General features: G+C 69.1%; 24 protein-coding genes. 20 read left to right on the forward strand and 4 right to left on the reverse strand.

Features of this window, described 5'->3' with window-relative positions; all coding sequences use genetic code 11:
• Positions 1-209 precede the first annotated feature (209 nt).
• Positions 210-1,244 carry a LacI family DNA-binding transcriptional regulator gene (locus tag M3Q35_RS09250; protein ID WP_273941250.1) on the reverse strand — a complete coding sequence of 345 codons (1,035 nt, stop codon included), beginning with the start codon at positions 1,242-1,244 and terminating at the stop codon, positions 210-212.
• Positions 1,245-1,403: 159 nt separating this feature from the next.
• Between M3Q35_RS09250 and M3Q35_RS09255 the strand changes: the two genes are divergently transcribed.
• The 8 genes from M3Q35_RS09255 to M3Q35_RS09290 all read left to right on the forward strand — a co-directional run bounded on the left by M3Q35_RS09255 (position 1,404) and on the right by M3Q35_RS09290 (position 13,857).
• Positions 1,404-2,690, forward strand: coding sequence for an ABC transporter substrate-binding protein (locus M3Q35_RS09255; RefSeq protein WP_273941251.1), 1,287 nt, complete (start codon positions 1,404-1,406; stop codon positions 2,688-2,690).
• Between the two features lie 115 nt (positions 2,691-2,805).
• Positions 2,806-3,615: a carbohydrate ABC transporter permease gene (locus M3Q35_RS09260; RefSeq protein WP_273941252.1), complete on the forward strand. Its 810-nt coding sequence runs from the start codon at positions 2,806-2,808 to the stop codon at positions 3,613-3,615.
• Complete coding sequence (locus M3Q35_RS09265) at positions 3,612-4,418, forward strand: carbohydrate ABC transporter permease (protein ID WP_273941253.1); 807 nt, start codon at positions 3,612-3,614, stop codon at positions 4,416-4,418. Before M3Q35_RS09260 ends, M3Q35_RS09265 begins: the two co-directional genes overlap by 4 nt.
• Before the next feature lie 18 nt (positions 4,419-4,436).
• A complete protein-coding gene (locus tag M3Q35_RS09270; protein ID WP_273941254.1) occupies positions 4,437-6,299 on the forward strand; it encodes a glycoside hydrolase family 127 protein in 1,863 nt (620 codons plus the stop codon).
• A 23-nt stretch (positions 6,300-6,322) separates the two neighbouring features.
• On the forward strand, positions 6,323-8,008 hold the full coding sequence (locus M3Q35_RS09275; protein WP_273941255.1) for a carbohydrate-binding protein: 1,686 nt from the start codon (positions 6,323-6,325) through the stop codon (positions 8,006-8,008).
• A 25-nt stretch (positions 8,009-8,033) separates the two neighbouring features.
• Positions 8,034-10,772: an RICIN domain-containing protein gene (locus M3Q35_RS09280; RefSeq protein WP_273941256.1), complete on the forward strand. Its 2,739-nt coding sequence runs from the start codon at positions 8,034-8,036 to the stop codon at positions 10,770-10,772.
• A 57-nt stretch (positions 10,773-10,829) separates the two neighbouring features.
• Positions 10,830-13,055 carry a beta-L-arabinofuranosidase domain-containing protein gene (locus M3Q35_RS09285; RefSeq protein ID WP_273941257.1) on the forward strand — a complete coding sequence of 742 codons (2,226 nt, stop codon included), beginning with the start codon at positions 10,830-10,832 and terminating at the stop codon, positions 13,053-13,055.
• Positions 13,056-13,125: 70 nt separating this feature from the next.
• Positions 13,126-13,857, forward strand: coding sequence for a hypothetical protein (locus M3Q35_RS09290; protein ID WP_273941258.1), 732 nt, complete (start codon positions 13,126-13,128; stop codon positions 13,855-13,857).
• Here M3Q35_RS09290 and M3Q35_RS09295 read toward each other — a convergent pair.
• Positions 13,847-15,037 (reverse strand): cytochrome P450, encoded by a 1,191-nt coding sequence (locus tag M3Q35_RS09295; RefSeq protein WP_273941259.1) that lies wholly within the window; start codon positions 15,035-15,037, stop codon positions 13,847-13,849. The two genes, M3Q35_RS09290 and M3Q35_RS09295, sit on opposite strands and share 11 nt — an antisense overlap.
• A 68-nt stretch (positions 15,038-15,105) precedes the next feature.
• Between M3Q35_RS09295 and M3Q35_RS09300 the strand changes: the two genes are divergently transcribed.
• The 5 genes from M3Q35_RS09300 (at position 15,106) to M3Q35_RS09320 (ending at position 20,327) form a co-directional block, all read left to right on the forward strand.
• On the forward strand, positions 15,106-15,645 hold the full coding sequence (locus M3Q35_RS09300) for a TetR/AcrR family transcriptional regulator (protein ID WP_273941260.1): 540 nt from the start codon (positions 15,106-15,108) through the stop codon (positions 15,643-15,645).
• Positions 15,646-15,715: 70 nt separating this feature from the next.
• A complete protein-coding gene (locus M3Q35_RS09305) occupies positions 15,716-16,882 on the forward strand; it encodes a cytochrome P450 (protein ID WP_273941261.1) in 1,167 nt (388 codons plus the stop codon).
• A gap of 203 nt (positions 16,883-17,085) precedes the next feature.
• A complete protein-coding gene (locus M3Q35_RS09310; protein ID WP_273941262.1) occupies positions 17,086-17,964 on the forward strand; it encodes an alpha/beta fold hydrolase in 879 nt (292 codons plus the stop codon).
• Positions 17,965-18,043: 79 nt separating this feature from the next.
• Complete coding sequence (locus M3Q35_RS09315; RefSeq protein ID WP_273941263.1) at positions 18,044-18,988, forward strand: GlxA family transcriptional regulator; 945 nt, start codon at positions 18,044-18,046, stop codon at positions 18,986-18,988.
• Positions 18,989-19,094: 106 nt separating this feature from the next.
• Positions 19,095-20,327, forward strand: a complete 1,233-nt coding sequence (locus M3Q35_RS09320; RefSeq protein ID WP_273941264.1) for an MFS transporter — start codon at positions 19,095-19,097, stop codon at positions 20,325-20,327.
• On the opposite strand, the gene M3Q35_RS09325 is transcribed toward M3Q35_RS09320, so the two are convergent.
• Positions 20,307-20,915, reverse strand: a complete 609-nt coding sequence (locus M3Q35_RS09325; RefSeq protein ID WP_273941265.1) for a TetR/AcrR family transcriptional regulator — start codon at positions 20,913-20,915, stop codon at positions 20,307-20,309. The two genes, M3Q35_RS09320 and M3Q35_RS09325, sit on opposite strands and share 21 nt — an antisense overlap.
• Positions 20,916-20,932: 17 nt before the next feature.
• The gene (locus M3Q35_RS09330; RefSeq protein WP_273941266.1) at positions 20,933-21,700 is read right to left on the reverse strand and encodes an SDR family oxidoreductase; all 768 of its coding nucleotides are present in this window, start codon (positions 21,698-21,700) and stop codon (positions 20,933-20,935) included.
• 276 nt (positions 21,701-21,976) lie between these two features.
• Here M3Q35_RS09330 and M3Q35_RS09335 point away from each other — a divergent pair, with 276 nt between their 5' ends.
• The 7 genes from M3Q35_RS09335 to M3Q35_RS09365 are packed head-to-tail and all read left to right on the forward strand — an operon-like array spanning position 21,977 to position 25,765.
• On the forward strand, positions 21,977-23,194 hold the full coding sequence (locus M3Q35_RS09335) for a ketosynthase chain-length factor (RefSeq protein WP_273941267.1): 1,218 nt from the start codon (positions 21,977-21,979) through the stop codon (positions 23,192-23,194).
• Between the two features lie 14 nt (positions 23,195-23,208).
• The gene (locus M3Q35_RS09340) at positions 23,209-23,463 is read left to right on the forward strand and encodes an acyl carrier protein (protein ID WP_273941268.1); all 255 of its coding nucleotides are present in this window, start codon (positions 23,209-23,211) and stop codon (positions 23,461-23,463) included.
• Between the two features lie 2 nt (positions 23,464-23,465).
• Positions 23,466-23,927, forward strand: a complete 462-nt coding sequence (locus tag M3Q35_RS09345) for an SRPBCC family protein (protein ID WP_273941269.1) — start codon at positions 23,466-23,468, stop codon at positions 23,925-23,927.
• Entirely contained in the window at positions 23,927-24,379 is a 453-nt protein-coding gene (locus M3Q35_RS09350) for a DUF1772 domain-containing protein (protein ID WP_273941270.1), read from the forward strand. The genes M3Q35_RS09345 and M3Q35_RS09350 overlap by 1 nt, the downstream gene beginning before the upstream one ends.
• A 20-nt stretch (positions 24,380-24,399) precedes the next feature.
• Positions 24,400-25,152, forward strand: a complete 753-nt coding sequence (locus tag M3Q35_RS09355) for an SDR family NAD(P)-dependent oxidoreductase (RefSeq protein WP_273941271.1) — start codon at positions 24,400-24,402, stop codon at positions 25,150-25,152.
• Complete coding sequence (locus M3Q35_RS09360; RefSeq protein ID WP_273941272.1) at positions 25,152-25,469, forward strand: antibiotic biosynthesis monooxygenase family protein; 318 nt, start codon at positions 25,152-25,154, stop codon at positions 25,467-25,469. The genes M3Q35_RS09355 and M3Q35_RS09360 overlap by 1 nt, the downstream gene beginning before the upstream one ends.
• The gene (locus tag M3Q35_RS09365; protein ID WP_273941273.1) at positions 25,466-25,765 is read left to right on the forward strand and encodes an antibiotic biosynthesis monooxygenase family protein; all 300 of its coding nucleotides are present in this window, start codon (positions 25,466-25,468) and stop codon (positions 25,763-25,765) included. Before M3Q35_RS09360 ends, M3Q35_RS09365 begins: the two co-directional genes overlap by 4 nt.
• Positions 25,766-25,814 lie beyond the last annotated feature (49 nt).

The following is a 25,814-nucleotide window of genomic DNA, read 5'->3' on the forward strand; positions in this document are numbered from 1 at the left end:
CGGCCGCATTCGACAGCGCGGCCGCGATGATTTCCGAGCGAGAACGACGGCCGTGCGGGCCCGATTTCCGGGGCACGTTCGCCGCGTACTGTTAGCGCTAACATCTCACGTCGCTCGTATTTGCAGGCGTGACCTCCGGCAGGGTGCAGGGTTGCTGGCGCATCACTATCCCGGCGGGGTGATGGCGCGTCAAGGCTCGTCCCGGGTGATCACCGGGCCGGCGCCGCCGTGGAGTCGCGAATCACCAGCCGGCACGGATGGATGTGCCGTCGTGGCGGCGTCTCGCCGTTGATCGCGGCCAGCAGCAGTTCGGCCGCGGTCCGGCCGAGCTGCTCCAGCTCCATGTCCACACTGGTCAGCGGCGGCTGGCAGGCCAGGGCCATGACGTCCCAGTTGTCGAAGCCGATGAGGGCGACGTCGTCGGGCACTCGTCGGCCCACTGTCCGCAGCGCGTCGGCGACGCCACGGGCGATCTGATCGCTGCCGCAGAACACGGCGTCGAATCCTTGATGGGGCAGGATCTTCGCCGCGTGCCGGCCCCAGGCCTCGCTCCACTCACCGAAAAGCGGTGGTGCGACCAGGTCCAACCCGGCCTCGGCGAGCCGTGCCACGGTGGCCGATGCTCGCACTGCCGCCGAATGGTGGTGCTCGGGCCCAGTGACATGGGCGATCCGGCGGCGGCCGATCGCCAGCAGGTGCTCGATCGCCTTGCGCGCGCCGCCGGCCTCGTCGGGCACGACCGACACGTCCCGGGGATCGGTGGAGCTGGTGAACGCGTACACCACGGGGATCGGCAGATCCGCGCCGATCGGCGGACGGGCGTGGCTGCGCCGTCCGGTGACGATGATGCCGTCCACCCGGCGGCTGAGCAGCGTGCGCAGGTAGTACTGCTCCCGGATGCGATCGTCGCGCGCGTCGCACAGGAACACGGACATCTCGCCGGCGCCCAGTGCGTCCTCGACGCCCATCAGCAGCGGGATGCTGAACCGGCCGATGGTGTCGGTGGTGATCATGCCGACCGTGTAGGTCCGGCCGGAGTTCAGCGTGACCGCCGCCCGGTTCGGGTGGAAACCCAGCTGCTCGGCCGCGGCCAGCACGCGGTCACGGGTCTCGGCGCGCAGCGTGCCACGACCGTTGAGCGCCTTGGACACCGTGCCCGTGGACACGCCGGCCAACTGGGCGACGTCGGCGATGGTGGTCGGCCGGTCCCGGCCATCGGTTGCCGAAAGTTTCCGTGAGGGCATGGTCGGAGACTACCTGGAGCCGGCCGACCATAGCGCCGGAACCATTGGTGAACAAGGTTCTTGACGCCGCTCGCGGCCGGGTCTAGCTTGGCGGCAACCGGTTTCCGGTTTTCTCTCCTCGAAGCCAGCAGAGCCGCTAGCGGCCGTTAGGAGAAGCAGATGATCGCGCGGGCCCGTGCCGCGGTCGCCGTGGCCGCAGTGTTAGCGCTAACAGCCTGCCAGGCCGGCCCGCCGTCGACAGCGGACGGCGGCACCGGGGCGGTGGACGACGGCACGACCATCACCATGTGGACCCGGTCCCCGACGGCCACGTTCAGCCAGACGCTGGTGGACGCGTACAACGCGAGCCACAAGAACAAGGTGAAGCTGACCGTGTTCCCGGCCGACTCCTACCAGCAGAAGGTCGGCACGGCCGCCGGCGCCAAGCAGCTGCCCGACCTGCTGGCGTCCGATGTGGTGTACGCGCCCAACTACGCCGCCAACGGCGTGTTCATGGACCTCACCGCGCGGGTGAACCAGTTGCCGTTCAAGGCTTCCCTGGCCCCCGCGCACATGAAGGCCGCCGCGCACGACGGCAAGGAGTTCGCCGTCCCGCACGACATCGACCTGTCGGCCATGTTCTACAACAAGGCGTTGTTCACCAAGGCCGGCCTCGACCCGGCCAAGCCGCCGACCACCCTCGCCGAGATCGTCGCTGACGCCAAGCAGATCAGCGCCCTCGGCGGCGACGTCAAGGGCTACTTCTTCGGCGGCGCCTGTCCCGGCTGCCAGCTGTTCACCAGTTGGCCGATGATCTGGGCGTCCGGCGGCACCGTGCTCAACGAGCAGGGGACCGCGTCCACCATCGACAATCCCGTTGCGTCCCAGGTGTATGCGACGCTGCACCAGCTCTACGCCGACGGTCTCGTGCCGGCGTCGGCCAAGGACGAGTCCGGTCCGACCTGGACCCAGTCCTTCCTCGACGGCAAGATCGGCATCCAGCCCATGGGCGCAACCGCCTTGCAGGGCATCAAGGAGGGCCCCGACCTCCAGGTCGGCGTCGCCCCGATCCCCGGTCTTACCGGCGGCAGCTCTTCGTTCGTCGGCGGCGACGTCCTCGGTGTTGGCGCCAACAGCCAGCACGCAGCCGCCGCGTGGGACTTCATCTCCTGGACGCTCTCCGACCAGGCTCAGGTGGACGTCGTGGCCAAGCACAAGAACATCACCGTCCGGTCCGACCTCGCCGACAACACCTATGCCAAGCAGGATCCCCGCCTGGCCGTGTTCAACAAGCTCGCCGGCCAGGGCCAGACGCCCATCTCGGTCAACTTCGGCAAGACCTACAACGACACCAACGGCCCCTGGACCCAGACCGTGATCGACGCCGTCTTCGCCGCGACCGGCCCCGCGACCGCCCTGCACGACCACAACGCCGCCATCACCGAGTCGCTGGCAAGTGGGGGCTGACGTGGTGTCACTGTCGCCGCCCCGGCCCTCGGTGCGCCCGGCCCCGACGCCGACGCCCCGGCGAGCGTCGATCAGTCGGCATCGGGCCAGGCTCGGCCTGCTGTACGCGGCGCCGATGGCGGTGCTGGTGGGGACGCTGTTCGTGGTGCCGCTGCTGTTGATGGTGTGGATGTCGGTCAACCACTGGCCGCTGCTGGGGGCGTCGGCGCCGAACGGCGTGGCGAACTACAGCGCGCTGGGGGATCCGCTGTTTCTGCGGGCGGTGTGGTTTACCGCCAAGTACACGGTGGTGACCACGGTGGTGCTGGGCCTGATCGCGTTTGGGCTGGCCCTGCTGGTGCAGAGGAACCGGCGTGGGGTGGGGGCGGTCAGGACGGTGCTGTTCCTACCGAGCGCGGTGGGGCTGGCGTCGACGAGCCTGCTGTTCTACGGGCTGTTCACGACGGATTCCTCGCCGCTGAACGGACTCGTGCAGGCGATCGGGCTGGGGCGGGTGGACTGGCTGGGCTCGACGGGCACGGCGCTCGGCTCGACAGTAGCGATGATCACCTGGCGGTTTGCCGGGTTCTACATGCTGATCCTGATGACGGGCCTGCAAAGCATCGACCCGGTGCTGTACGAAGCGGCGCGGATCGACGGGGCCGGACGGTGGCAGACGCTGTGGCGGGTCACGCTTCCGCTGCTGCGGCCGACGCTTGCGCTGGCAATGGTGTTATCGCTAACAGGATCGCTGCTGGCCTTCGACCAGTTCTTCATCCTCACCGGCGGCCGGCACGACACGGCGACGGTGGTGATCGACATCTATCGCGAGGCGTTCCTGTCGCAGGACCTGGGCCGGGCGGCGGCGGTGTCGGTGGCGACGCTGGCCGTGCTGATCGTCGTGAACGTGGCGCAGCTGCGGCTGATCCGGCGGGAGGGCCGGTGAAGACACGCGGGTTCTACCTCACCGGAGCGGCGCTGGCGGTGCTGTTCCTGCTGCCGATGGTGTGGACGTTGTACGCCTCGGTGCACGGCAGGGAGGCCGCCGGCGGCGGTGACGGCTGGGGATTGTCGAACTACCAAAGGCTTCTGGACTACGGCAGTGGCCTGAGCACGTATCTGGTCAACACCGTGGTGGTGGCGGTCGTCGCGGTGAGTGTCACGGTCCTGACGACGACGCTCGGCGGATATGCCATGGTGCGGCTGCCGTTTCGCGGACGCAACGCGCTGTTCCTGGTGACGTTGGCCGTGCTGATGGTGCCGTACACCACGATCCTGGTTCCGCTCTACATCCTGCTCGGCTGGATCGGCCTGCAGAACTCGCTGGTCGGCCTTGGCCTGGTGCTCGCCGTGCTGCAACTGCCGTTCGGGCTGTTCATGATGCGCAACTCCTTCGAAGCCCTGCCGGCCGAACTGGAAGAGGCGGCGCTGGTCGACGGCTGCACGATCACCGGCGCGCTGCGCCGGGTGCTGCTGCGCGGCGTGCTGCCCGGCATCGTCACGGTCGCCCTGTTCTCGTTCCTGGCCTCCTGGAACGAGTTCGTCGCGCCGCTGATCTTCCTCACCGACGGCGCGAAGTTCACGCTGCCGGTCGCGTTGTTCAACCTCCAGTCCGGCAGCCTCGGCTCGGTGGACTTCGGGGCGCTGCAAGCCGGCGTGGTCGTGTCCGCCCTGCCGTGCGTCGCCGTGTTCCTGGTGTTGCAACGCTACTACGTGCGTGGTTTTACCTCTGGTGCCCTCAAGGGCTGACAGACAGGAGAGGCCTCGATGGCCGAACTTGGTCCCGTCCATCCAACCGAGGACGCGGTCGCGGCGCTGGGCCCGCTGCCGCTCACCGCGACCACCGTCGCTGACGACAGCCTGTGGGGGACATGGTTGCGGCGCAATGCCGTGCACACCCTGCCGCACTGCGTGCGGCAGCTGCACGCCAGCGGCGCGGTCGACAACCTGCGGCGTGTCACCGGTGAGGTCGACGGCGAGTTCCAGAACATGTGGTTCGCCGACTCCGACGTGTACAAGACACTGGAGGCGGCGGCGTGGCAGCTCGTTCACACGCCGGAAGACCTTGAACTGCGGTCGTTCCTCGACACCACCGCTGCGCTGTTGGTGAAGGCCCAGGGAGAGGACGGCTACCTCAACTCGTACTTCACGGTCGCCAAGCCGGAGAAGCGGTGGCAGGAACTGCATTGGAGTCATGAGCTTTACTGCGCCGGCCATCTCATCCAAGCGGCCGTCGCGGCCGCCCGTGCGGGGGTGGGGGCCGAGATCGTCACGGTCGCCCGCCGGTTCGCCGACCTTATCGTGGAACGGTTCGCCGACGTCAACGCGGTCGACGGCCACCCGGAGATCGAGACCGCCCTGGTCGAGCTGTACCGGGTGACCGGCCACCGGCCGTACCTGGACCTGGCTGCGCGGTTCGTCGACCTGCGCGGCCACGGGCTGCTCAACCCGGATCGCTTCGGGCCCGTGTATCTCCAGGACCACGTGCCGGTCCGACAGGCGGAAGCCGTTGCCGGCCATGCGGTGCGGCAGCTCTACCTGCTGGCCGGCGTGGTGGACGTGGCGGTGGAGACCCATGACGACGAACTGCTGGCGGCGGCGAATCGTCTGTGGGAGGACGCTTTCGGCAGCAAGACGTACCTCACCGGTGCGCACGGTTCACGGCATCGCGACGAGGCGTTCGGCGACCCGTACGAGCTGCCCGCCGATCGCGCGTACGCGGAGACCTGCGCCGCGATCGCCAGCTTCCAGTGGAACTGGCGCATGCTGCTCGCGACCGGCGACGTGCGCCACGCCGACGAGATGGAACGCGTGCTGCACAACGCCATCGCCGGCTCGATCGCCGCGGACGGCGAGCACTTCTTCTACTCCAACCCGTTGCACCTGCGTACCGGTCACGACGGCTCGCACGAGGATGCCCCGTCGCAACGCCTGCCGTGGTACAGCTGTGCCTGCTGCCCGCCCAACCTCGCCCGCCTGATGGCCTCGCTGCCCGGATACGCGGTCACCACCGACCACAGTGGACTCCAGATCCAACTTTACACGGCTGGCGAGATCGAGACCACTGTGGACGGACACGCGGTGCGGATCTCCCTGCGCACCGACTATCCGTGGGACGGTCGGGTCGAAATAACCGTGACCACGGATGCGCCACTGACCCTGGCCCTGCGGATTCCGGGTTGGTGCCGCACCGAGGACGTGCGTCTGGACGGAGCGGCCGTCGATCCGGTCGGCGGTTACGTGCGGCTGCGGCGGGATTGGGCACGGGGATTCACCCTGACGCTGGATCTGCCGATGCCGGCCCGTGTCGTCCGACCGCATCCGCGGATCGACGCCGTGCGCGGGTGCGTCGCCCTGGCCCGCGGGCCGCTGGTGTACTGCGTCGAGCAGGCGGACCTGCCCGACGGCGTGACGTTGGAGGACGTGCGAATCGACCCGTCGACAGTGATGGTCAACCGTACGTCCGTGGTGACGTTGGCGGTGGCCGGCAGCGTCCGGAGCGCCGACACCGAGCTCTATCCGCCGGCGGTCGACGAGACCGCCGAGCCGATCACCCTCACCGCCCTGCCTTATTTCCTGTGGGGGAACCGGAAGCCCGGCCCGATGCGGGTGTGGATCCCGCTCTCCTGACCCTGCCCTGGAGGAAAGACCCGATGTCGTCACGACGTCTGGGTATCGCCGCTGCCGTCATCGCGGTGACCACCCTGCTCGCACCGCCCGCCCAAGCCGCCGGCCACACCCTGCTGGTCGACGTCGGCTCCCCGTTCCGGCCGGTCACGCACGTCGCGTCCGGCGGACTGTACGCGCTCGCCGAGAACAGCCGGCCGGCCGACTCGACGCTGCTGCCGATCAAGATGAACACCCTCACCCAACCACCGCCCGGGGTGGGCCAGCGGCCCAACGGCCAACCACCCGGCGGCGACGGCCTGCTGGTCGCGCCGCAGGCCGACCGGGTCGGCGCCGGCGAGGTGATCCGCATGCCGGACATCTATCCCGACTTCCCGTACAAGTGGGTCAGCTGGGACGACTGGCTGTCCAAAGTGGACACGATGGTGTCGGCCCGGCTGGCTGCCGGCTCGGTGAGCAACGTCGCCGCGTGGGAGATCTGGAACGAGCCCGACGGCACCTGGAACACCGCTGCCGCCGGCGACTTCAACGCCGGCTGGACCCGGACGGTGCAACGGATCCGCACCCGTGACACGGTCACGCCGGTCGCCGGCCCCGGCTACTCGCACTGGGATGCCGCCCGGATGCGCACGTTCCTGGTCAACGCCAAGAACACCGGCACGGTGCCGGACATCATGGTCTGGCACGAGCTGGACCACAGCAGCGGATCCGTCGCCGCCGACGTGGCGGCGTACCGGTCGCTGGAGTCGTCGCTGGGCATCAGCCCACGGCCGATCTTCATCAACGAGTACGCCTGGACCGACGAGGTGGACGTGCCGGGCCGCGTCACCGACTACATCGCCAAGTTCGAGCGGGCCGGTGTGTGGGCGGCCGACCGCGCGTTCTGGTACGAGTACGGCACGGTCAACGGCTTGGTGGTGAACAACAACCAGCCGACCGGCACGTGGTGGCTGTACAAGTGGTACGGCGACATGGCCGGCTCGATGGTCACGACAACGCCGCCGGCCCAGACCGGGCTCGACGGATTCGCCTCCTACGACTCCACCCGCCGCCGGACCGACGTCGTCTTCGGTGACGAGTCCGGCACGAACTCCGTGCGTGTCAACGGTCTTTCCGGCAGTCAGGTCCGGGTGACCCTCGAGTCGACTCCGGCCTCCGGTCGGTTCACGGCGGTCACCGCACCGATGGTGATCGCCGACTCCACCTACACCGTCGCCAATGGACAGATCACCGTGGCCGTGCCGAATATGGTGGCTGGCAGCGCGTACCACCTGGTGATCCAGCCGACCGCCGGTGTCCCGGCGTACCAGCAGCGGTACGAGGCGGAGAACGCGTCGGTGTTCCGGGCGCAGCGGCTGTCCAGCTCGACCGCATCCAACGGCGGCTATGTCGGCCGGATCGACAACACCGGCGACCCGCGCGCTGACAGCTACGTCGACTTCGTGGTCAATGTCCCGAACACCCGGGCGTACACGATGACCATCGGCTACGCCAACGGCACCGGGGCCGTTGCGACGCAAGGCCTGGCCTACAACGGCGGCGCCTGGTCGACCGTGAGCTATCCGCCGACGGCCGGCTGGGGCAAGTTCGCCACCACGACCACCACCGTCTCCCTGCACGCCGGCTACAACGTGATCCGGCTGGCCAAGGGCTCGCCCTACTTCGCCGGCGGCACCGGATACGCGGAACTGGACTACATCCAACTCAACTGAACAACCGATTCCCTGCGAGGGCCCGATGAAGCGTCCTGTCGTACCACGACGATCGGTTCTCCTGGCGGTCGCCGCGCTCGCCATGATGGTCCCGGCGACCGCGGCGCACGCCGCCGACGGCTTCACCAGCACGATGGTCAACCAGGCCAACGGGAACTGCGCCGACGTGCCAGGCGGCGCAGGCACCAGTGGCCTGCAACTCGTCCAGTGGTCCTGCAATTCCGGGACCAACCAGTCGTTCACGTTCACCCCCGTCTCCGGTGACGTGTACACAATCGGCACGGTCACCGCCGGGGACTGCGTCGACATCTCCGGCGCGTCCGGCAGTGACAACGCCGCGGTCATCCAGTACGGCTGCCACTCCGGCACGAACCAGCAGTTCCACGTGTCGGCTGTTAGCGCTAACATTTACAGCATTGCCTCGGTCAGCTCCGGCAAGTGCATCGCGCCGTCCGGCGACAGCTCGGCGAACAACACGGCGCTGGTTCAGTTGCCCTGTACGAACGTCGCCAGCCGGACCTGGCGGCTCCCGGGCTTCGGCGGCGGCACGACCCCGCCGCCGAGCGGTTACCAGGGCATTCCGAACCTCAACCCGAACGCGTGCCACAACTCCGGCCTGCCGCGGGCGTACGGCACGAACTTCCAGACCCCGACCGACCCGAACGGCCAGGGCTTTCAGAACACCACGGCCCTGGGCTGGGACGGCAACTACTGGCCGGTCTTCGCCTACCTGTCCGGCTCGTTCTTCGCCCGTGGCGTGAACAGCACGTACAACGGCGTTTGCGGTGGGATGTACTCGTTCAGCGCGTACAACTACGGCGGTGCACCCGGCCGCCAGAGCGTGCAGTGGACCGAGGACAACGGCTACCTGCCGGCGATGAAGACCAGCCGCTCGTCGGGCAGCGTCGGCATCGCGATCAAGAACTTCGCCGACAAGGAAACCATCAACGGCAACAGCTTCATGCTGGTCTACACCCGGGTTTCCGTCACCAACAGCGGATCCGCCGCGGTGACTGTGCCGCCTGGGGGCTCCGGTCCGAACCTGGTGCGGCTGACCAGCTCCTCGCTGGACACCGTCCAACCCGGACAGACCAGCAACCACGACTTCGTGGTGGCGGTGGACAACTTCGGCAACGGCGCGGCGCTGCCCACGGGGTCGGTGCTGTCCGGTGGCGCACCGAACTACGACACTGCCTACAACCACATGGCCTCGTACTGGAACTCGAGGCTGGCCGAGCTGAACACGTTCACCCTGCCCAACACCACGCTGCCCAACACCGGCAACCTGGCCAACCCGGGTACCGCGCTGGCCAACGCCGACAAGGCCGGCACCATCTACAACCTGATGATGCAGATCGGCCAGGCGCAGTTCTCCGGGGCCAACAACTACAACTGGATCCTCAACCATGACGTGCCCGGCGAGCTGACCGCCAAGTTCGAGACCGGCGACTTCCACGACGGCCGCAACCTGCTGCTGACCGCGCGGATCTCCGAGCAGGACAACTGGGACGAGGTCGGCGCCAACTGGTACTGGGACGGCGTGTGGAAGACGATGGGCGCCTGGGCGACCTATCTGGCCAAGACCGATGACACCTCGTTCGTCAGCCAGTTCTTCCACGACGACAGCAGCGGTTCCGGGCAGTGGGGACCCAGCCTGTACACCATCGCCCGGGTGAAGTACCCGGCGCAGCTGGCCTCCGATGGCACGCTGCAGACCAACTTCGACAACGACTCCACCGGCCGCTGGCTGTTCAGCAACTTCTCCGCGTTGCAGATGCTGGCGTCCTACAAGTACATCGCGACCAAGATCGGCCAGACCGGCGAGGCGCAGTGGGCCGACGGGGCCTACACCAAGCTGCTCAACGCCCTCAACACCGTGGTCGGCCGCAACCAGTCCGCGAACGGCTTCAACTACCTGCCGTGCGAGGTGGACAAGCCCAACAGCGCCAACCGCTGCAACATGACCAACGACGCCAACTGGGCGTCGCCGGGCTGGGTCGGGCAGAACCAGTGGTCGACCATGCTGGCCGGTGGGGCACTGACCGGGATCATGGGCGACCCCGGGCAGATCGACCGGATGTACCAGTGGGGCTTCAACCGGCTGTCCGGCGCGGGCTATCCCTATCCCACCTTCGGTGCGTTCAACGGGTATTCCACCGCGTACAACACCTCGTACTCCTCGGACGGCTTGTTCTCCAACACCTATCGTGACCTGCCGATCACCAGCTACGCCTGGCAGGTCAAGACCACGACCGGCGGCCCGAACGCCTGGTGGGAGGCCAACGGGGACGGTCCGGACCCGAACAACCCGTGGATCGGCAGCCATGCCGGGCCCGAGTTCGGCGCCTGCCCGTACGCGTGGCCGGTCGCCGGCCAGCAGCAGGGCCTGCTCGAATCCCTGGTGGCGGAAGGACTGTCGGCCAGCGGCTCGGGGCCGTACACCTACACCCGGCCGCTCTACATCGGACGCGGCGTGCCGAATGCCTGGCTCACCGCCGGCCAGACGCTCTCGGTCGGCAACCTGACCACCAGCTACGACGTCTCGTCGGGCAGCCGGTCGACGTACGGCGTCTCGATCTCCGTCGCCGCGGGTCGGACCGTGACGGTCACGTTGTCGGGTTCGCTGCCCGGCGGTCCGGTCTACATCCAGCTTCCGGCGTTCCTCAACACCGGCGTGACCGCCGTCAGCGGCGGCAGCTACAACGCCGGCACGCACACCGTCACCGCGAGCTCGAACACCGTGACGATCACCCTGGCCAGCTGAGCCGAACAGCGCCGGTGCGCGTCCGCGCACCGGCGCTTCCTGGGAAAGGTGCACACGATGATCTCTTTCGACCGACGCACCATGCTCAAGGCCGTCGGCGCGGCCTCGGCCGGCGTCGCACTCGCGCCGGCACTGGCGCCGACCGCGGCCGCCGCGCCGACTCCCGTTGGCGTGGCGGCGAATCCGTTCCCGCTGGGCGCGGTCCGCCTCCAGGCCGGACCGTTCCTGGACAACATGAACCGCCAGCTGGCCTACTTCCGGTTCGTCGACCCGGACCGGCTGCTGCACATGTTCCGGCTCAATGTCGGCCTGCCCAGCTCGGCCCAGCCCTGCGGCGGCTGGGAAAGCCCGGACACCGAGCTGCGCGGCCACTCCACCGGCCACCTGATGTCCGGCCTGGCCCAGGCTTACGCCAACACGGGCGACACCACGTACAAGAACAAGGGCGACTACCTCGTGAGTTCCCTTGCCGCGTGCCAGAACGCGTCGCCGAACGCCGGCTTCCACGGCGGCTACCTGTCGGCCTATCCGGAGAACTTCTTCGACCGCTTGGAAAGCGGCCAGCAGGTGTGGGCGCCGTACTACACCCTGCACAAGATCATGGCCGGCCTGCTCGACCAGTACAACCTGGCCGGCAACAGCCAGGCACTGACCGTGCTGACCGCCATGGCGGCGTGGGTGAAGTGGCGCACCGACCGGCTCAGCCAGTCCCAGATGCAGGCCGCGCTGAACACGGAGTTCGGCGGCATGCCCGAGGTACTGGCCAACCTCTACCTTGTCAGCGGTAACAGGGACCATCTCACCACGGCCCAGCGGTTCGACCACGCCCGCATCCTGGACCCGCTGGCCGCCAACCAGGACCAGCTCGCCGGCAACCACGCCAACACCCAGATCCCGAAGATCATCGGGGCGATCCAGGAGTACCACGCCAGCGGCACGACCCGGTACCGGGACATCGCCGACAACTTCTGGCGGATCGTCACCGCCCACCACAGCTACGTGATCGGCGGCAACTCCAACGGCGAGTACTTCCAGACCCCCGACGCGATCGCCGGCCAGCTCTCGGACACCACGTGCGAGGTCTGCAACACGTACAACATGTTGAAGCTGACCCGACAGCTGTTCTTCACCGACCCCACCCGCGCCGAGCTGATGGACTACTACGAGCTGGCGCTGCTCAACCAGATCCTCGGCGAGCAGGACCCGACCTCCGCGCACGGGTTCGTCACGTACTACACGCCGCTGCGTGCCGGCGGCATCAAGACCTACGCCAACGACTACGACGACTTCACCTGCGACCACGGCACCGGGATGGAGTCGCAGACCAAGTTCGCCGACAGCATCTACTTCTACGCCGGCGAGACGCTGTACGTGAACCTGTTCACCGCCTCGGTGCTGACCTGGCCGGGACGGTCGATCACGGTCAAGCAGGACACCGCTTTCCCGAGCTCGACCAGCACCCGGCTCACCATCGGCGGCACCGGCCACATCGCGCTGAAGATCCGCATCCCGGCCTGGACCTCGGGCGCGACGATCAAGGTCAACGGCGCGGCGCAGAACATCGCCGTCACGCCGGGGACGTACGCGACGATCGACCGCACCTGGGCCAACGGCGACGTGATCGACGTGTCGCTGCCGGCAGTGCTGAGTTTCCCGCGGGCCAACGACAATTCCGGCGACGGGGCGGTGAAGTACGGACCGGTCGTGCTGGCCGGCCAGTACGGCACCACCGATCTCGGCGGTGTACTTCCCACGCTGCGTACCGACACTCTCGTGCAGGACGCGGCGAATCCCTTGCGCTTCACGGCGACCGCGAGCACCGGGTCGGTGTCGCTGCTGCCGTTCCATCAGACCCACCACACCCGCTACACGGTGTACTGGAAGATCGCCGGTACGCCGCCGCAGGGCACCTCGTACGAAGCCGAGGCCAGCGGCAACACCCTCGGCGGCCAGGCCGCCGTGCGCAGTTCGTCCGGTGCCTCGGGCGGCGCGCTGGTCGGCTACGTCGGCAACGGCACCGCGAACTACCTGCGGTTCAACAACGTCACCGGCACCTCCGGCACACACAAGATCACTGTCTACTACGCCTCCGGCGAAGATCGCTCGATTGCAGTTAGCGCCAACAATGGCGCGGCGACAACGGTCGCCACCCCCAACACCGGCGGCTGGGACACCGTCGGCTCCGTGACCGTCACCCTCACGTTGGCGGCCGGCGCCAACACCGTTCTGATCACCAACCCCGCCGGCTGGGCGCCGGACATCGACCGAATCGTGGTGAGCTGATCATGGGGACGATGGTGGCCGCCCTCATGCTTGTGCTGTCGATGACGACCGGCGTGCCGGCCGGGGAGTGGTGCCGGGACTGACCGGCCCCGCCGCGCTGGCCGACGCCGGCGCGGCGGCCGACCACTTCCGTGCCCTCACCCCACATCGGGTCGCCGAACTGCACGACGCGTGGGGAATCTTCTTCAACGACACCGCCAGCAGCGGCCTGCGGGCCACGCACACGGTGCTGGACATCACCGCCAGCGGCGGCGATTACGTCTACGCCCCAACGGCTCTACCGCCCGGCAACGCGTGCATCGAACTCACCACGGCCTACACACCGGACGGACCCAAGCTGTGGGCCTGGGACTGGTGCGGCGGCCGGGACACCATCGGCAAACTCGTCGACATGGACGCGGCGTTCACCGCGACCTACACGACCGTCGTCAACGGGCGACGTGTGTACAGCATGGATGAACACCGCACGTCAACCACGGCAAACACCTGGACCGTGTACCTGATGAACTACCGGACGCACGCGTGGGACGTCTTCTACACCAGCAGCGGGCAGAAGGACATTCCTGGCTCCAGCTGGGACTTCTTCGAGGTCTACACCGCGTCCGGCAGCTACTGCAACGACCTCCGCGGGCGGACGATCGAGGCATCCAGCGTGAAGGTGTCCCGCAACGGCGCCTGGGTGTCGGCCGCGCCGAGCAACTCCACCATCGACCCGCCGCCGTCCGGCGCGGCGTTCGACTGCCCGTCGATGACGTTCACCGTCACGCACGCGAACGACGACTGGACGGCCGTCACCAGGTGACGGGGAGTTCGTGGACGCCGTAGGCCGACATGTCGTGCCGGAACTTGACGTCCTCGAACGGAATGGCGAGCCGCAGCGTGGGCAGCCGGCGCAGCAGGGCCGGCAGCGCCACCTGGAGTTCGGCTCGGGCCAGTGACTGACCGAGGCACTGGTGGATGCCATGGCCGAAGGCCATGTGACCGCGAACATTGCGGTCGAAGGAGAAGATGTCGGGCTGGTCGAGGAACACCGGGTCACGGTTCGCGGCCGGCAGGTTGATGGTGAGCAGGTCGCCGGCCCGGACGGCCTGCCCGCCGATGGTGAGGTCCTCGGCCGCGACGCGCAGGATCATGTCCTGGGCGATCGACAGGTAGCGCAGCAGCTCCTCGACCGCGTTGGCGATCACCGCCGGGTCGTCGGTGTCCCGGATCCGGGCGGCCTGGTCGGGATGGCGCAGCAGGGCCAGCGTGGCCAGGCCGATCATGTTCGCCGTGGTCTCGTGCCCGGCGAACAGCAGGATCATGCCGTTCATGGCCACCTCCGGCCGGCTCAGCTCGCCGGTCGCCACGCGGTCGGTGAGCAGCCGGCTGATCAGGTCGTCCCCGGGCTCGGCCTGTTTGCGCTGCACGAGACCGGCCAGATAGCCGAACAGTGCCTTGCCGGCCGCTGCCTTCTCCTCGGGGGAGGCGTTGGCGTGGTTGATGGTGGCGCTGTGCTGCTGGAAGAACTCGTGGTCGGCGTACGGCACGCCGAGCAGCATCGAGATCACCAGCGAGGGGATCGGTAACGCGAAGTCGCGGACCAGGTCGGCCGGCCGGCCCTTGTCGATCATCTCGTCGAGGAAGTGGTCGACCAGCTCCTCGATGTGCGGGCGCATCGCCGCCACCCGCCGGACCGTGAACTCGCCGGTGAGCATGCGGCGCAGCCGGGCGTGGTCGGGGTCGTCCATGCGTGGGAACGAATGCGGCTGCCCGTTCTGCGCGCCCGGGTTGAGCTCGGGATAGCGGCGCGCGTCCGCGCTGATCCGGGAATCGGCCAGCACCGCGCGGACGTCGTCGTAGCGGCTCACCACCCAGGCCGTCGCGCCATTCCAGAGGGTGGCCCGTTGCAGGCCGTCCGCCGCGCGCCAGTCGGCGTACTCCGGCGGCGGGTCGAACGGGCAGCGCTGGGCGCGGACGCCGGGGTAGACGGGTGTCGACACGGTTCCTCCCGATGATATCCAACAACCGATGGTTATCCGACAACTGTTGGATAGTCTACGCTGAGGGCGTGCCAGCGCAACCAGTCGACCCCCGCGCCCGGCGATCACGCGCGGCGCTGGAAGCCGCGCTGCGGGAGCTGATCGCCGAGCGGGACCTCGCCCAGATCTCGATTTCCGACGTCACCAAGCGGGCCGACGTCAACCGCTCGACGTTCTACGACCACTACACCGACCTCGACGACCTGGCCGCCGCCGCGTGCACCGGGCTGTTCGACGAGCTCGTCGCCGCGCTGTCCGGCCACGACCTGGATGCCGCCGAACCCACGTCGCTGGCCGGGTTGTTCGCGCACGTCGCCGAGCACGCCCACCTCTACCGAACCCTGCTGGGGTCGGCCGGCAGCGCCCGGGTGATCAACCACCTGCTGCGGCGCATCACCGACAACGCCCAGCTCCGCCGCGGCACCGTCGACCACGATCCCGTTGCCGCGTTCCTCGCCGGCGCCGTCCTCGGCACCGTGATCGACTGGCTGCGTCGCGACTGCCCCGGCACGCCCGAACAGATGGGCGCGGCCATCTGGCCCCACCTCGTCGCCGCGTCGTCAGGGTGACCCCGCCCCTTCGGGCGCATCGCCCGGTGGCGATCGTGACACCGGACCGGGCGGCGCGGATAGTCGAGGAATGACGAGTCCGTTCGCGGTGAGTTCGTCGAGCCCGACCACGATCGGGATGTCGCTCGCGGAACTGGGGCGGGCACGGGCGACGGTGTTCGACGAGCACATGGGCGCGCTGGTTGTGTTGCGGCACAAGGACGTCTCCGCCGCGCTGCGGGACACCGGCCGGTTCGGCACCGGCTTCTACGCGGCCAGCCCCGCGGTCGAGTCGATGATGATCGCGCACGACGGGGCCGAGCACAGCCGCCAGCGGCGCGTCCACAACCGGTTCTTCAGCCCGGGGGCGAGCGCGCGGTACGCGGCCAGGATCGCGCCGATCGCCGAGCGAACCTTCGGCGCGCTCGCCGGCCGGGACCGAGCGGACCTCGTTGATGACGCGTTCGCGCGGTACCCCATGGAGGTATTCCTCGACCTGCTCGGTATCCCCGACGAACTGGGCGACCAGGGTCGGGAATGGGTGCGGGCGATCGTCACGTGGCTGGGATCGCCGATGGACGAGCAGCTGGCGGCTGCGGGTCGGACGGCGTTCACCGACCTGAGTGCGTACGCCGGCACGCTGATCGAGGCCGAAGTGGCGAATCCGGGGGACAACCTGCTGGGCGAGATCATTCGGGCCCATCTGACCGAGGGCGGGTTCACGGTCGACGCGTGCACGGTCGCGGTGGTCAGCCTGCTGCTGGGCGGCCTGGAGACCACGATCCAGATGCTGTCCGCGACCGTGTCTTCGTTGCTGCTCAACCCCTCCGCGCTGGACCGGGTCCGGACCGACCGCGATCGGCGGGACGACGCGCTGGACGAGTCGTTCCGGTGGGCCAACCCGTCCGCCGGCCTCTACCGGCTCGTCAACGCCGACACGACGGTCGCGGGCGTGCCGGTCAGCGCCGGCAGCATGATCTACCTCTGCATCGCCGCGGCCCACTACGACCGTGACGCCTATCCGGATCCCGAGGTGTTCCGCCTCGACCGCAACCCCAGCCACCTCGGCTTCGGTCTCGGCCCGCACTGCTGCGTCGGAGCACCGCTGGCCCGCATCGAGGTTCGAGCCGCGTTGGACGCCCTGCTCGACCGGTTCCCGCGGCTGCGTCTCGACCCTTCTCAACCGCTCGCTTTCCGTTACGGCGCACGAGGTTTCGTGCAGCACGGCACGGAATCGCTGCCCGTGCTGCTCACGTAGCCATCTGCTGGCGGATCCAGTCGGCGACGACGTCGAGGGTGTAGGAGTGCAGCGCGGCGACGGTGAAGGTGCAACGCGGCCGGGGCGTTCCTCGTTGCACCTCGGGCTGTCGGGATCACTATCTTTCCTGTCGGATTCGCCACTGATGAGCCGCGGTATCGGCCGTCTAGATTCCTTCACGTCGAACGGCTCAGGAGGAGAAAATGCCGCTGCTCACCGCGTCAGCCACGCCCGCGGGATTTGTCGAGGAAAGGCGTCAGGTCAACGGAATCACGATGAACTACGCGATCGGCGGCGCCGGTCCGACGGTTGTGCTGCTGCACGGATATCCGGAGACCTGGTATTCGTGGCGGAAGATCATGCCGGCGCTGGCCGAACGGCACACGGTGATCGCGCCGGACCTGCGCGGGTCGGGCGGCTCGGACGCGCCGCCGAGCGGGTACGACAAGGCGACGCTGGCCGAGGACGTGCACCAGCTGCTGGTCGCGCTGGGCCGTGACGAGGAGGTCGACGTGGTCGGCCACGACATCGGCACGATGGTGGCGTACGCCTACGCGGCGGCGCATCGGAGCACGACCCGGCGGCTGGCGTTGCTGGAGGCGCCGCAGGTCGACGAGCTGGCGTACCAGCTGCCGGCGTGGACCCGGGAAGGCCCGGGCCTGTGGAACTTCGGCTTCTTCACGCTGGACAACGGCTTGCCGGAGAAGATCGCCACTGGCCGCGAGGATGTCTGGGTCGAGGGGTTCATCGACTGGATGGAGGTGGTGAAGGGCGGCGTCGGCGACCAGGCGCTGGCCGAATACGCGCAGTCGCTGCGGCGTCCGGGCTACCTGCACGCGTCGATGGAGTACTTCCGGACGTTCCCCGGCGACGCCGAGACGACGATCCGCAGCCGGAACCGGCCGCTGACCATGCCGGTGCTGGCCGTCGGCGCGGCCGGCGCGCTAGGAGTGATCGTGCCCGACCAGGCCCGGCACTACGCCGAGGATGTGACCGGCGTGGTGATTCCCGGCGGCCACTGGATTCCCGAGGAAGCGCCGGAGATTCTGCTCGACCATCTGCTGCCGTTCCTCGACAAGTAGGTTGTGCCTCCCAGCTGAGAGGAAATGCGTCGTAGCAAGATCTCGTGGCGGAAAACAATGCGTTGCTAGTGTTTCCGACGTGAAGATCGCGGTCCTTGTCTGTGACGGTGTGTTCGATTTGGGGCTGGCGGCCGTGCTCGACGTTTTCGACACCGCCAACGCAATGGCCGATGAGCCGCGTTGGACCGTGACGAAGGTCGGGTTCGCGCCGCGCGTCCGGACCTCGGCCGGCAGCCTCGTCGACTGCGCGCCGGCTGCCCAGGCGGAGTCGGCGGACCTGCTGGTCGTGCCGGCGGTGAATGAGCGTGAGCCGAAGGGCATGGTCGAGTTCGTCAGCGGCGACCGGTCCCGCCGCGCCCGGGAGTTGATCGTGCGGACCCGGGCGCGCGGCGCGGCGGTCGCGTCCGCCTGCTCGGGCACGTTCCTGCTGGCGGAGGCCGGCGTCGTGGACGACGTGCGGGTCACCACCACCTGGTGGCTGACGCCGGTGTTCCGGACGCGTTATCCCCACGTCCGGCTCGACCAGGACCGCATGGTGGTGCAGGAGGACGGGATCACCACGGCCGGCGCGGCCTTCGGTCACGTCGACATGGCGATGGCCCTGGTCCGCGAAGGCAGCCCGGCGGTCGCCGATCTCGTCGCCCGCTACCTCGCCATCGACGAGCGTCCCTCGCAGGCCCCGTACGTGCTGCCGAGCGTGCTGGCCCAGCACGATCCGACGGTCGCCGCGTTCGAACGCTGGGTGCGCGACCATCTCGCCGGGCCGATCAGTGTGCCCGCCGTGGCCCGGCGGCTCGGCGTCAGCGAACGCACGTTGCAGCGAGCCGTGCAGCGGACCATGGGCACGTCCCCGATTCGCCTCGTGCAGGACCTGAGGATCGAGCGGGCCACGGAGTTGTTGCGTACCACCGATCTCTCAGTCGAGACGATCGCGCGCCGGGTCGGCTACGAACAGGCCAACACCCTGCGGGTGCTCCTGCGCGAACGTACCGGCAAGACCACCACGGCGCTGCGGGCGGGCTGACCTGCTCGAACCCGAGTGGACAGTTGCTCGAAACGAGCCGTGTCGCGGTCGCGAAGCGCTTACAGTGTGCCGGCCGGGCCATCTGGTGGCCTGAGATGGAGGGGACATGCTGGCTCGAATCGTGCCCCCGGCCGGGCCGTCCAGGGCGCTGGCGCTGGCCCAGTTGACCAATTCCATCGGTGACGGGGCGTACTACGTCTGCTCCGTCCTCTACTTCACGCGAACCGTGGGGCTCTCGGCGACGGAGGTCGGCCTCGGGCTCACGCTCGGGTGGTCGCTCGGCACGCTGGCCGGGACGCCGCTCGGGCATTTCGCCGACCGGCGCGGCCCGCGGGGCGTCGCCGTGTTGCTGGCGGTGCTGACCGCGTTCGCCGTCGCCGGGTTCGCGTTGGTCCAGAGCTTTCCGGCGTTCCTCGTGGTGGCGTGTGTCTACACGGTGTGCCAGTGCGGGTTGGTCGCGGCGCGTCAGGCGTTGTTGGCCGGCGTGGTCGACGCGGCCGGTCGCACGCAGGCCCGTGCGTATATGCAGTCGACCGCCAACGCCGGCATCGCCGTCGGCGCCGCGCTCGGCGGCGTCGCGTTGCAGTTCGACACCGCGCCCGCCTATCTCGCCGCTTTCGGCCTCGACGCGTTGACCTTCCTCGCCGCCGCCGTGGTGTTGCGACGGCTGCCGCGCGTCCCGGGGACCGCCCGCGCCACCGACGGCGAGCCGGCGTTGGTTGTGCTGCGGGACCGGCCGTACGTCCTGATCACCGTGCTCAACTCGATCATGATGCTCTACATGCCGCTGTTGAGCGTCGTGCTGCCGCTGTGGGTGGTCGAGCACACCTCGGCCCCGCGGTGGATGGTGTCCGCGCTGATGGTGGTCAACACCGGCTGCGTGGTGCTGTTCCAGGTGTCCGTGGCCAACCGTGTCACCGATCTCGGTATCGCCGTCCGGTACGTGCGGTGGGCCGGCGTGCTGCTGTTGACCATGTCGGCGGTGTTCGCCTGCTCCGCCGGCACCATGGCCGTGTGGGCCGCCGCCGCCGTGCTCCTGGCCGGCGCCTTCCTCCAGGTGGCCGGCGAGATGATGTTGGCCTCCGGTTACTGGGAGATCAGCTTCGGGCTCGCCATCGACGGCCGGCAGGGCCAGTACCAGGGCTTCTTCGGCAGCGGCATCGCCGTCGCCCGCGCCGCCGGGCCCCTGCTGCTCACCACCCTCGTCATCGGCGGCGGCCCGATCGGCTGGCTGGTGCTCGGCGGCCTCTTCCTGCTGGCCGCCCTCGCCACCGCCCCGGCCGTCGCCTGGGCCAAGCGCACCCGCGCGGTCAGCCCGTCACTTCCCAGCTCGACGTGACACCTCGGCCGCGTATCCGGACAGCACGGTCTTGACGGCGTCGTACGGGGCGGGGCTGCGGCGGGCCCGTGAGGTGATCATCGCACCTTCGACACCGGCGATGACGGCGTCGGCGAGAGTGCGGGCGGCGGCGCGGTCGACGCCGAAGGTGATGAAGTGGAACGCGAGCCGGTCGATCATCTCGGTGAAGGTGCGGCGGCCGGTCTCGTCGATCGCTGTGGACTCCTGCATCGCGCCCTCGGTGACGAGTGGAGCGATGGCGCAGCCGCGCGAGTAGTCGCTGGTCACCATGCCGTCCCGGCCGAGGTCGACGTACCGCTCGACGAGCTCGGCGGCGGAGGACGACGCCTCGGCGGCGCGGTCGATGATCTCGACCTGGTCGTGGGCATGGGCCTCGGCCGCCGCCACGGCCAGTTGGGTCTTGCCGTCGGGGAAGTGGAAGTACACCGAACCGCGGGGCGCGCCGCTGAGCTTGAGCACGTCGGAGAACGCGGTGGCGTGATAACCGCGCTCCCGCATGAGCTGCTTGGCCGCCTGCACCATCTTGACCTTGGCGTCGGAGCGCGCGCCCACGGCTACCTCCAGCATATATGTCGGATTACATACTACCAGGCCAGTTCGGTCGGCAGGAACGGGACGGCCTCGGAGGCAGCCTTCCGGGCCTTGAGGAGCTGCTCGGCCGGCGCGCCGACGGGCACGCGCAGCGGGGGATCGGCGCGCTCGATGGTGTCGGCCACGGCGGCGGCGACCTCCTGAGGTGTGATGACTTCGCCGCGGAGGACGCCGAGCTGCTGGAGCAGTGGGAGGTAGGGGTCGTCGTCGGCGAAGATGGACTTGGCCCCGGCGGCGCCGTCGGTGGCCACCGCGCTGGGCTGAATGATGCTCACTTTGATGCCGAAGTGGCCGACCTCCAAGGCCAAGCCCTCGGAGAGGGCCTCCAAGGCCCACTTGCTCGCGCCGTACGGGGCGATGATCGGCAGCACGACCCGGCCCTGCACGCTGGACACGAACACCAGCCGGCCCGCGCCGCGTTCACGCATCTGCGGCAGTACCCCCTGCGCCACCCGCAGTGCGCCCAGGGTGTTGAGCTGGAACAGGTTGTCGATCTCCGCCAGCGGCACGCTCTCGAGCGGCGCGCGCACGGTCGCCCCGGCGTTGCTGACCAGCACGTCGATCTCGCCGGCCTGCTCAAGAGCCCGGTCGACGCTGTCCTGGTCGGTCACGTCCAGCTGTAGCCGCTGGTCGACGGGCAGATCGTCCAGTGTCGAAGGCTGTCGGGCGGTGGCGACGACGCGGTGGCCCCGGGCGGCCAGCTCGACCGCGACGGCGCGGCCGATGCCCTTGGACGCGCCGGTGATGAGCACGGATGACATGGCGGAACTCCTCCTGGCCGGGTGACGGTCCTATAATATGTCGGGCGGCATACTTGTCAAACTGGCCCCTGCCGGCGGTGGGGATGAAGCGCGGACGCCGTTGGCCAAGTAGTGCGGGCCGACGTTTGTCTTGCGTGCAAAGCGTTTCGACGCGTTCGAATACTCACGGCCGGCGACCTCTTCTCGGTGCCGGACACCAGGATCGTTCGAAGCCGGCCCCAGCGGCGGCTGTCACGGTCGGCATCCGAGGGGTCCACGTGCGCCGCGGGAGGGTCGTTGAACGGGCAGCAGGTTCTGATCACCGGACTGGGAGTGGTTGCGCCCACCGGGGTCGGCGCGGACGCGCACTGGCAGGCCGTGTTGGCCGGCAAGTCGGGGATCGCGAGGATCACGCGCTTCGATCCGACGGCCTACCCGGTGCGTATCGCCGGTGAGGTCAAGGAGTTCGACGCGGCCGAACGGGTGCCGCGCAAGGTGATCCCGGAGACCGACCGGTGGACGCACCTCGCGCTGGTGGCGGCGGACGAGGCCTTGCAGGACGCGGGCGTCGACCTGTCGGTGATGCCGGAGTTCGACGTCGCGGTGGTGACGTCGAGCTCGTCCGGCGGGACCGACTTCGGCCAACACCAGATGGAGCAGCTCTACCAGAACGGCCCCAGCTGGGTCGGCGTGTACCAGTCGATCGCCTGGTTCTACGCGGCGACCACCGGTCAGCTGTCCATCCGGCACGGCCTGCGCGGCCCCTGCGGCGTCCTGTGCGGGGAGCAGGCCGGCGGCCTTGACGCCATCGGCCAGGCCCGCCGGCTGCTGAGCTCGGGCACGCGTCTGGTGGTCAGCGGCGGCACCGACGCGTCGCTCTGCCCGTACGGGCTGGTGGCGCAGCTCTCCTCGGGTGAGCTGTCCACAGTGGACGACCCGGCCGGCGCCTACCTGCCGTTCGACGCGGAGGCCAGCGGCCACGTGCCGGGCGAGGGCGGCGCGATCGTCATCACCGAAACCGCCGACGCGGCAAGGGAACGTGGCCACGAGGCGTATGCGGGAGTCCTGGGCTACGCGGCGGGCTTCGACCCGCGCCCCGGCTCCGGTCGCCCGCCGGCACTGAAGCGCGTCATCGAACGCGCTCTCCAGGACGCGAACCTGACGCCGGCGGACGTCGACGTGGTGTTCGCCGACGCCGCCGGCGTGCCGCAGCGAGATTTGGACGAGGCGCAGGCCATCGGCGCGATCTTCGGCCCCCGCGGGGTCGCCGTCACCGCGCCGAAGACGCTGACCGGCCGCCTGTACGGCGGCGGCGCGGCGCTGGACGTGGCCACCGCGGCGCTGGCCCTGCGGCACGGGGTGATCCCGCCGACGACGGGCCCGACGCGGCTGGCCCCGGGCATCGAGCTCGATCTGGTCACGGCCCCGCGCGAGCCGGCGCGACTGCGAACGGCCCTGGTGCTGGCCAGGGGGCATGGCGGGTTCACGGCCGCGCTGCTGCTCGGCCGACAGTGAAGAGAGGGACGGACATGAGCACCTTCACCCTGGACGATCTGCGCGACCTGTTGCGCGGCGGCGCCGAGGAGGGCGCCGTCCTCGACGGCGACATCGCCAACACCCGCTTCGACGAGCTGGGCTACGACTCGCTGGCGGTGCTGGAGATCGCCGGCGAGATCCAGCGCCGGTTCGGCGTCGTGGTGCCCGACGACGCCGTGTCGGAGATGCCGACCCCGGCCAGGGCGGTCGAGTTCGTCAACTCGCTGTTCGCGCGGGCGGGGGCGTGACGATGGCCGGGCACACCGACAACAGCGTGTTCATCGACGCCCCGATGGACCTGGTCTGGGACATGACCAACGACATCGAGTCCTGGCCGAACCTGTTCAGCGAGTACGCCAAGGCGGAAGTGCTGACGCGGCAGGGCAACACCGTCACCTTCCGGCTGACCATGCACCCCGACGCCGGCGGCACCTCGTGGAGCTGGGTGTCGGAGCGCACGTCCGATCCGGCGACCAGGACCGTGCGCTCGCACCGGGTGGAGACCGGGAACTTCGAGCACATGAACATCTTCTGGGAGTACGTCGAGGAGGACGGCGGCGTCCGGATGCGGTGGGTGCAGGACTTCCACATGAAGCCGGCGGCGCCGATCGACGACGCGGCGATGACCGACCGGCTCAACACCAACACCGGCATCCAGATGGCCCTGATCAAGACCAAGATCGAGGCGGCGGCCGCGAGGTCGCGGGCCTGATGTCCGTCCTGACGGCGTTGGTGCTGCTGGCCAACGGATTGTCGGCCGGCGTGCTGGTCGGCACGCAGCTGGGCGGCTGGCCGCTGCTGGTCGCCCTGCCGCCCGACCGGTACGTGCACGCGCACGCGTTCTTCTCCACCCGCTACGACCCGTTCATGCCGGTGTGCCTGATCGCGACCGTGCTGGGCGACGCCGCCCTGGCGGTGTTCGGCACGGTGCCGCCGGTTCGGCTGGCGCAGGGGGTGGCCGGACTGCTGGCGCTGGCCGTGGCGGTCATCTCGCTGACGAAGAACGTGCCGGTGAACAAGTGGATCCGCACGGTTGACCCGGACCGGCTGCCGGCCGATTTCGCCGCCCGGGACCCGCGGCCGAGCTGGGGCCGGTGGAACCGGCTGCGCAGCCTGTTGGCGGTAATGGCGCTGGTGGCCAACTGCGCCGCCGTCGTGCCGTAGAAACCTCTGGAAAGGTGGACATGGACCTGTCGTTGAAGGGCAAGAAGGCGCTGGTGACCGGCGGCAGCCGGGGCGTCGGCCGGGGCATCGTGCTCGCGCTGGCCGAGGCCGGCATGGACGTCGTCACCTGCTACCGCGAAGGCAGCGATTTCGTTGCCTCGCTGGAGAAGGAGCTCGGCCAGACCGGCGGCAGCCACCGCGTGCTGCAGGCCGATCTGGCCGATCCCGCGCAGATCAAGGGCTTCGTGGAGGAGGCGGGCGAGGCGCTCGGCCACTTCGACCTGGTGGTGCACAACGCCGGCGCGATCACCCACGTGCCGTACGGTGAACTGCCGCTCGAGCAGTGGCACCGGATCATCGACGTGAATCTGACGGCTGCTCATCTTCTCGTGCAGTACTCGCTGCCGCTGCTGGCCGAGGGCGCGTCGGTGATCACCATCGGCTCGAAGTCCTCCGAGGTCGGCATTCCGCAGCGGGCCCACTACACGGCGGCCAAGGCGGCGCTGCGTGGGCTGACCCGCTCGCTGGCCAAGGAGTTCGGCGGCCAGGGCCTGCGGTTCAACACGCTGGCGCTGGGCGTGATCGAGACCGAGGCGTTCGAGACGATGCCGCCGGAGCAGGCCAAGCTGATGCGCGAGCGCTACAGCACGAAGACCGCGCTCGGCCGGCTGGGCACCCCGCGCGAGGTGGCCGGGGCCGTGCTGTGGCTGGCCAGCGACCTGTCGAAGTACGTCACCGGCGCGGTGATCCACGTGGACGGAGGCATTTCCTGATGGCCGACAAGGTGTTCCGGGTGATGCTGCGGATGCAGATCAAGCCCGGCATGGAGGCCGACTTCGAGCGGGTCTGGCTGGAGGTCGGCGACTCGGTCACCGGGCACCCGGCCAACCTCGGCCAGTGGCTGTCCCGCGACCTGGAGACCGACGGCGTCTACTACATCGTCAGCGACTGGGTCGACGAGCCGAAGTTCCGCGAGTTCGAGACCAGCGACGGGCACCTGGCGCACCGCCAGAAGCTGCACCCGTACCGGTCCGGCGGCTCGATGACGACCATGACCGTCGTCGCTCACCTCGCCGGAGCCGCGACGTGACCGAGGTTCGGGTGCTCATCTACCACGCGACCGGCGACGCCGACGGCGTGCTGGAGGCGTACCACCAGGTGAGCAAGGAGATGGCCGGCGTGCCCGGCCAGCTGGGCAACGAGCTGCTGCACGGCGTGCACGAGACCGACCGGTTCATCGTGATCAGCCGGTGGTCCAGCCTTGACGCCTTCACCACGTGGGAGCAGGGCCGGGACCACAAGGGCTCGACCGAGCCGCTGCGCCAGTACCGCGACACGTCGATGGCCCGGCCGTTCGGGGTGTACGCGGTGACCGCCCAATACTGAGGGCGCAAACCCAAGGGGCCGTTCGGACTCTGTCCGAACGGCCCCTTTG

It is taken from the genome of Kutzneria chonburiensis (genome assembly GCF_028622115.1).
Taxonomy (GTDB): domain Bacteria; phylum Actinomycetota; class Actinomycetes; order Mycobacteriales; family Pseudonocardiaceae; genus Kutzneria; species Kutzneria chonburiensis.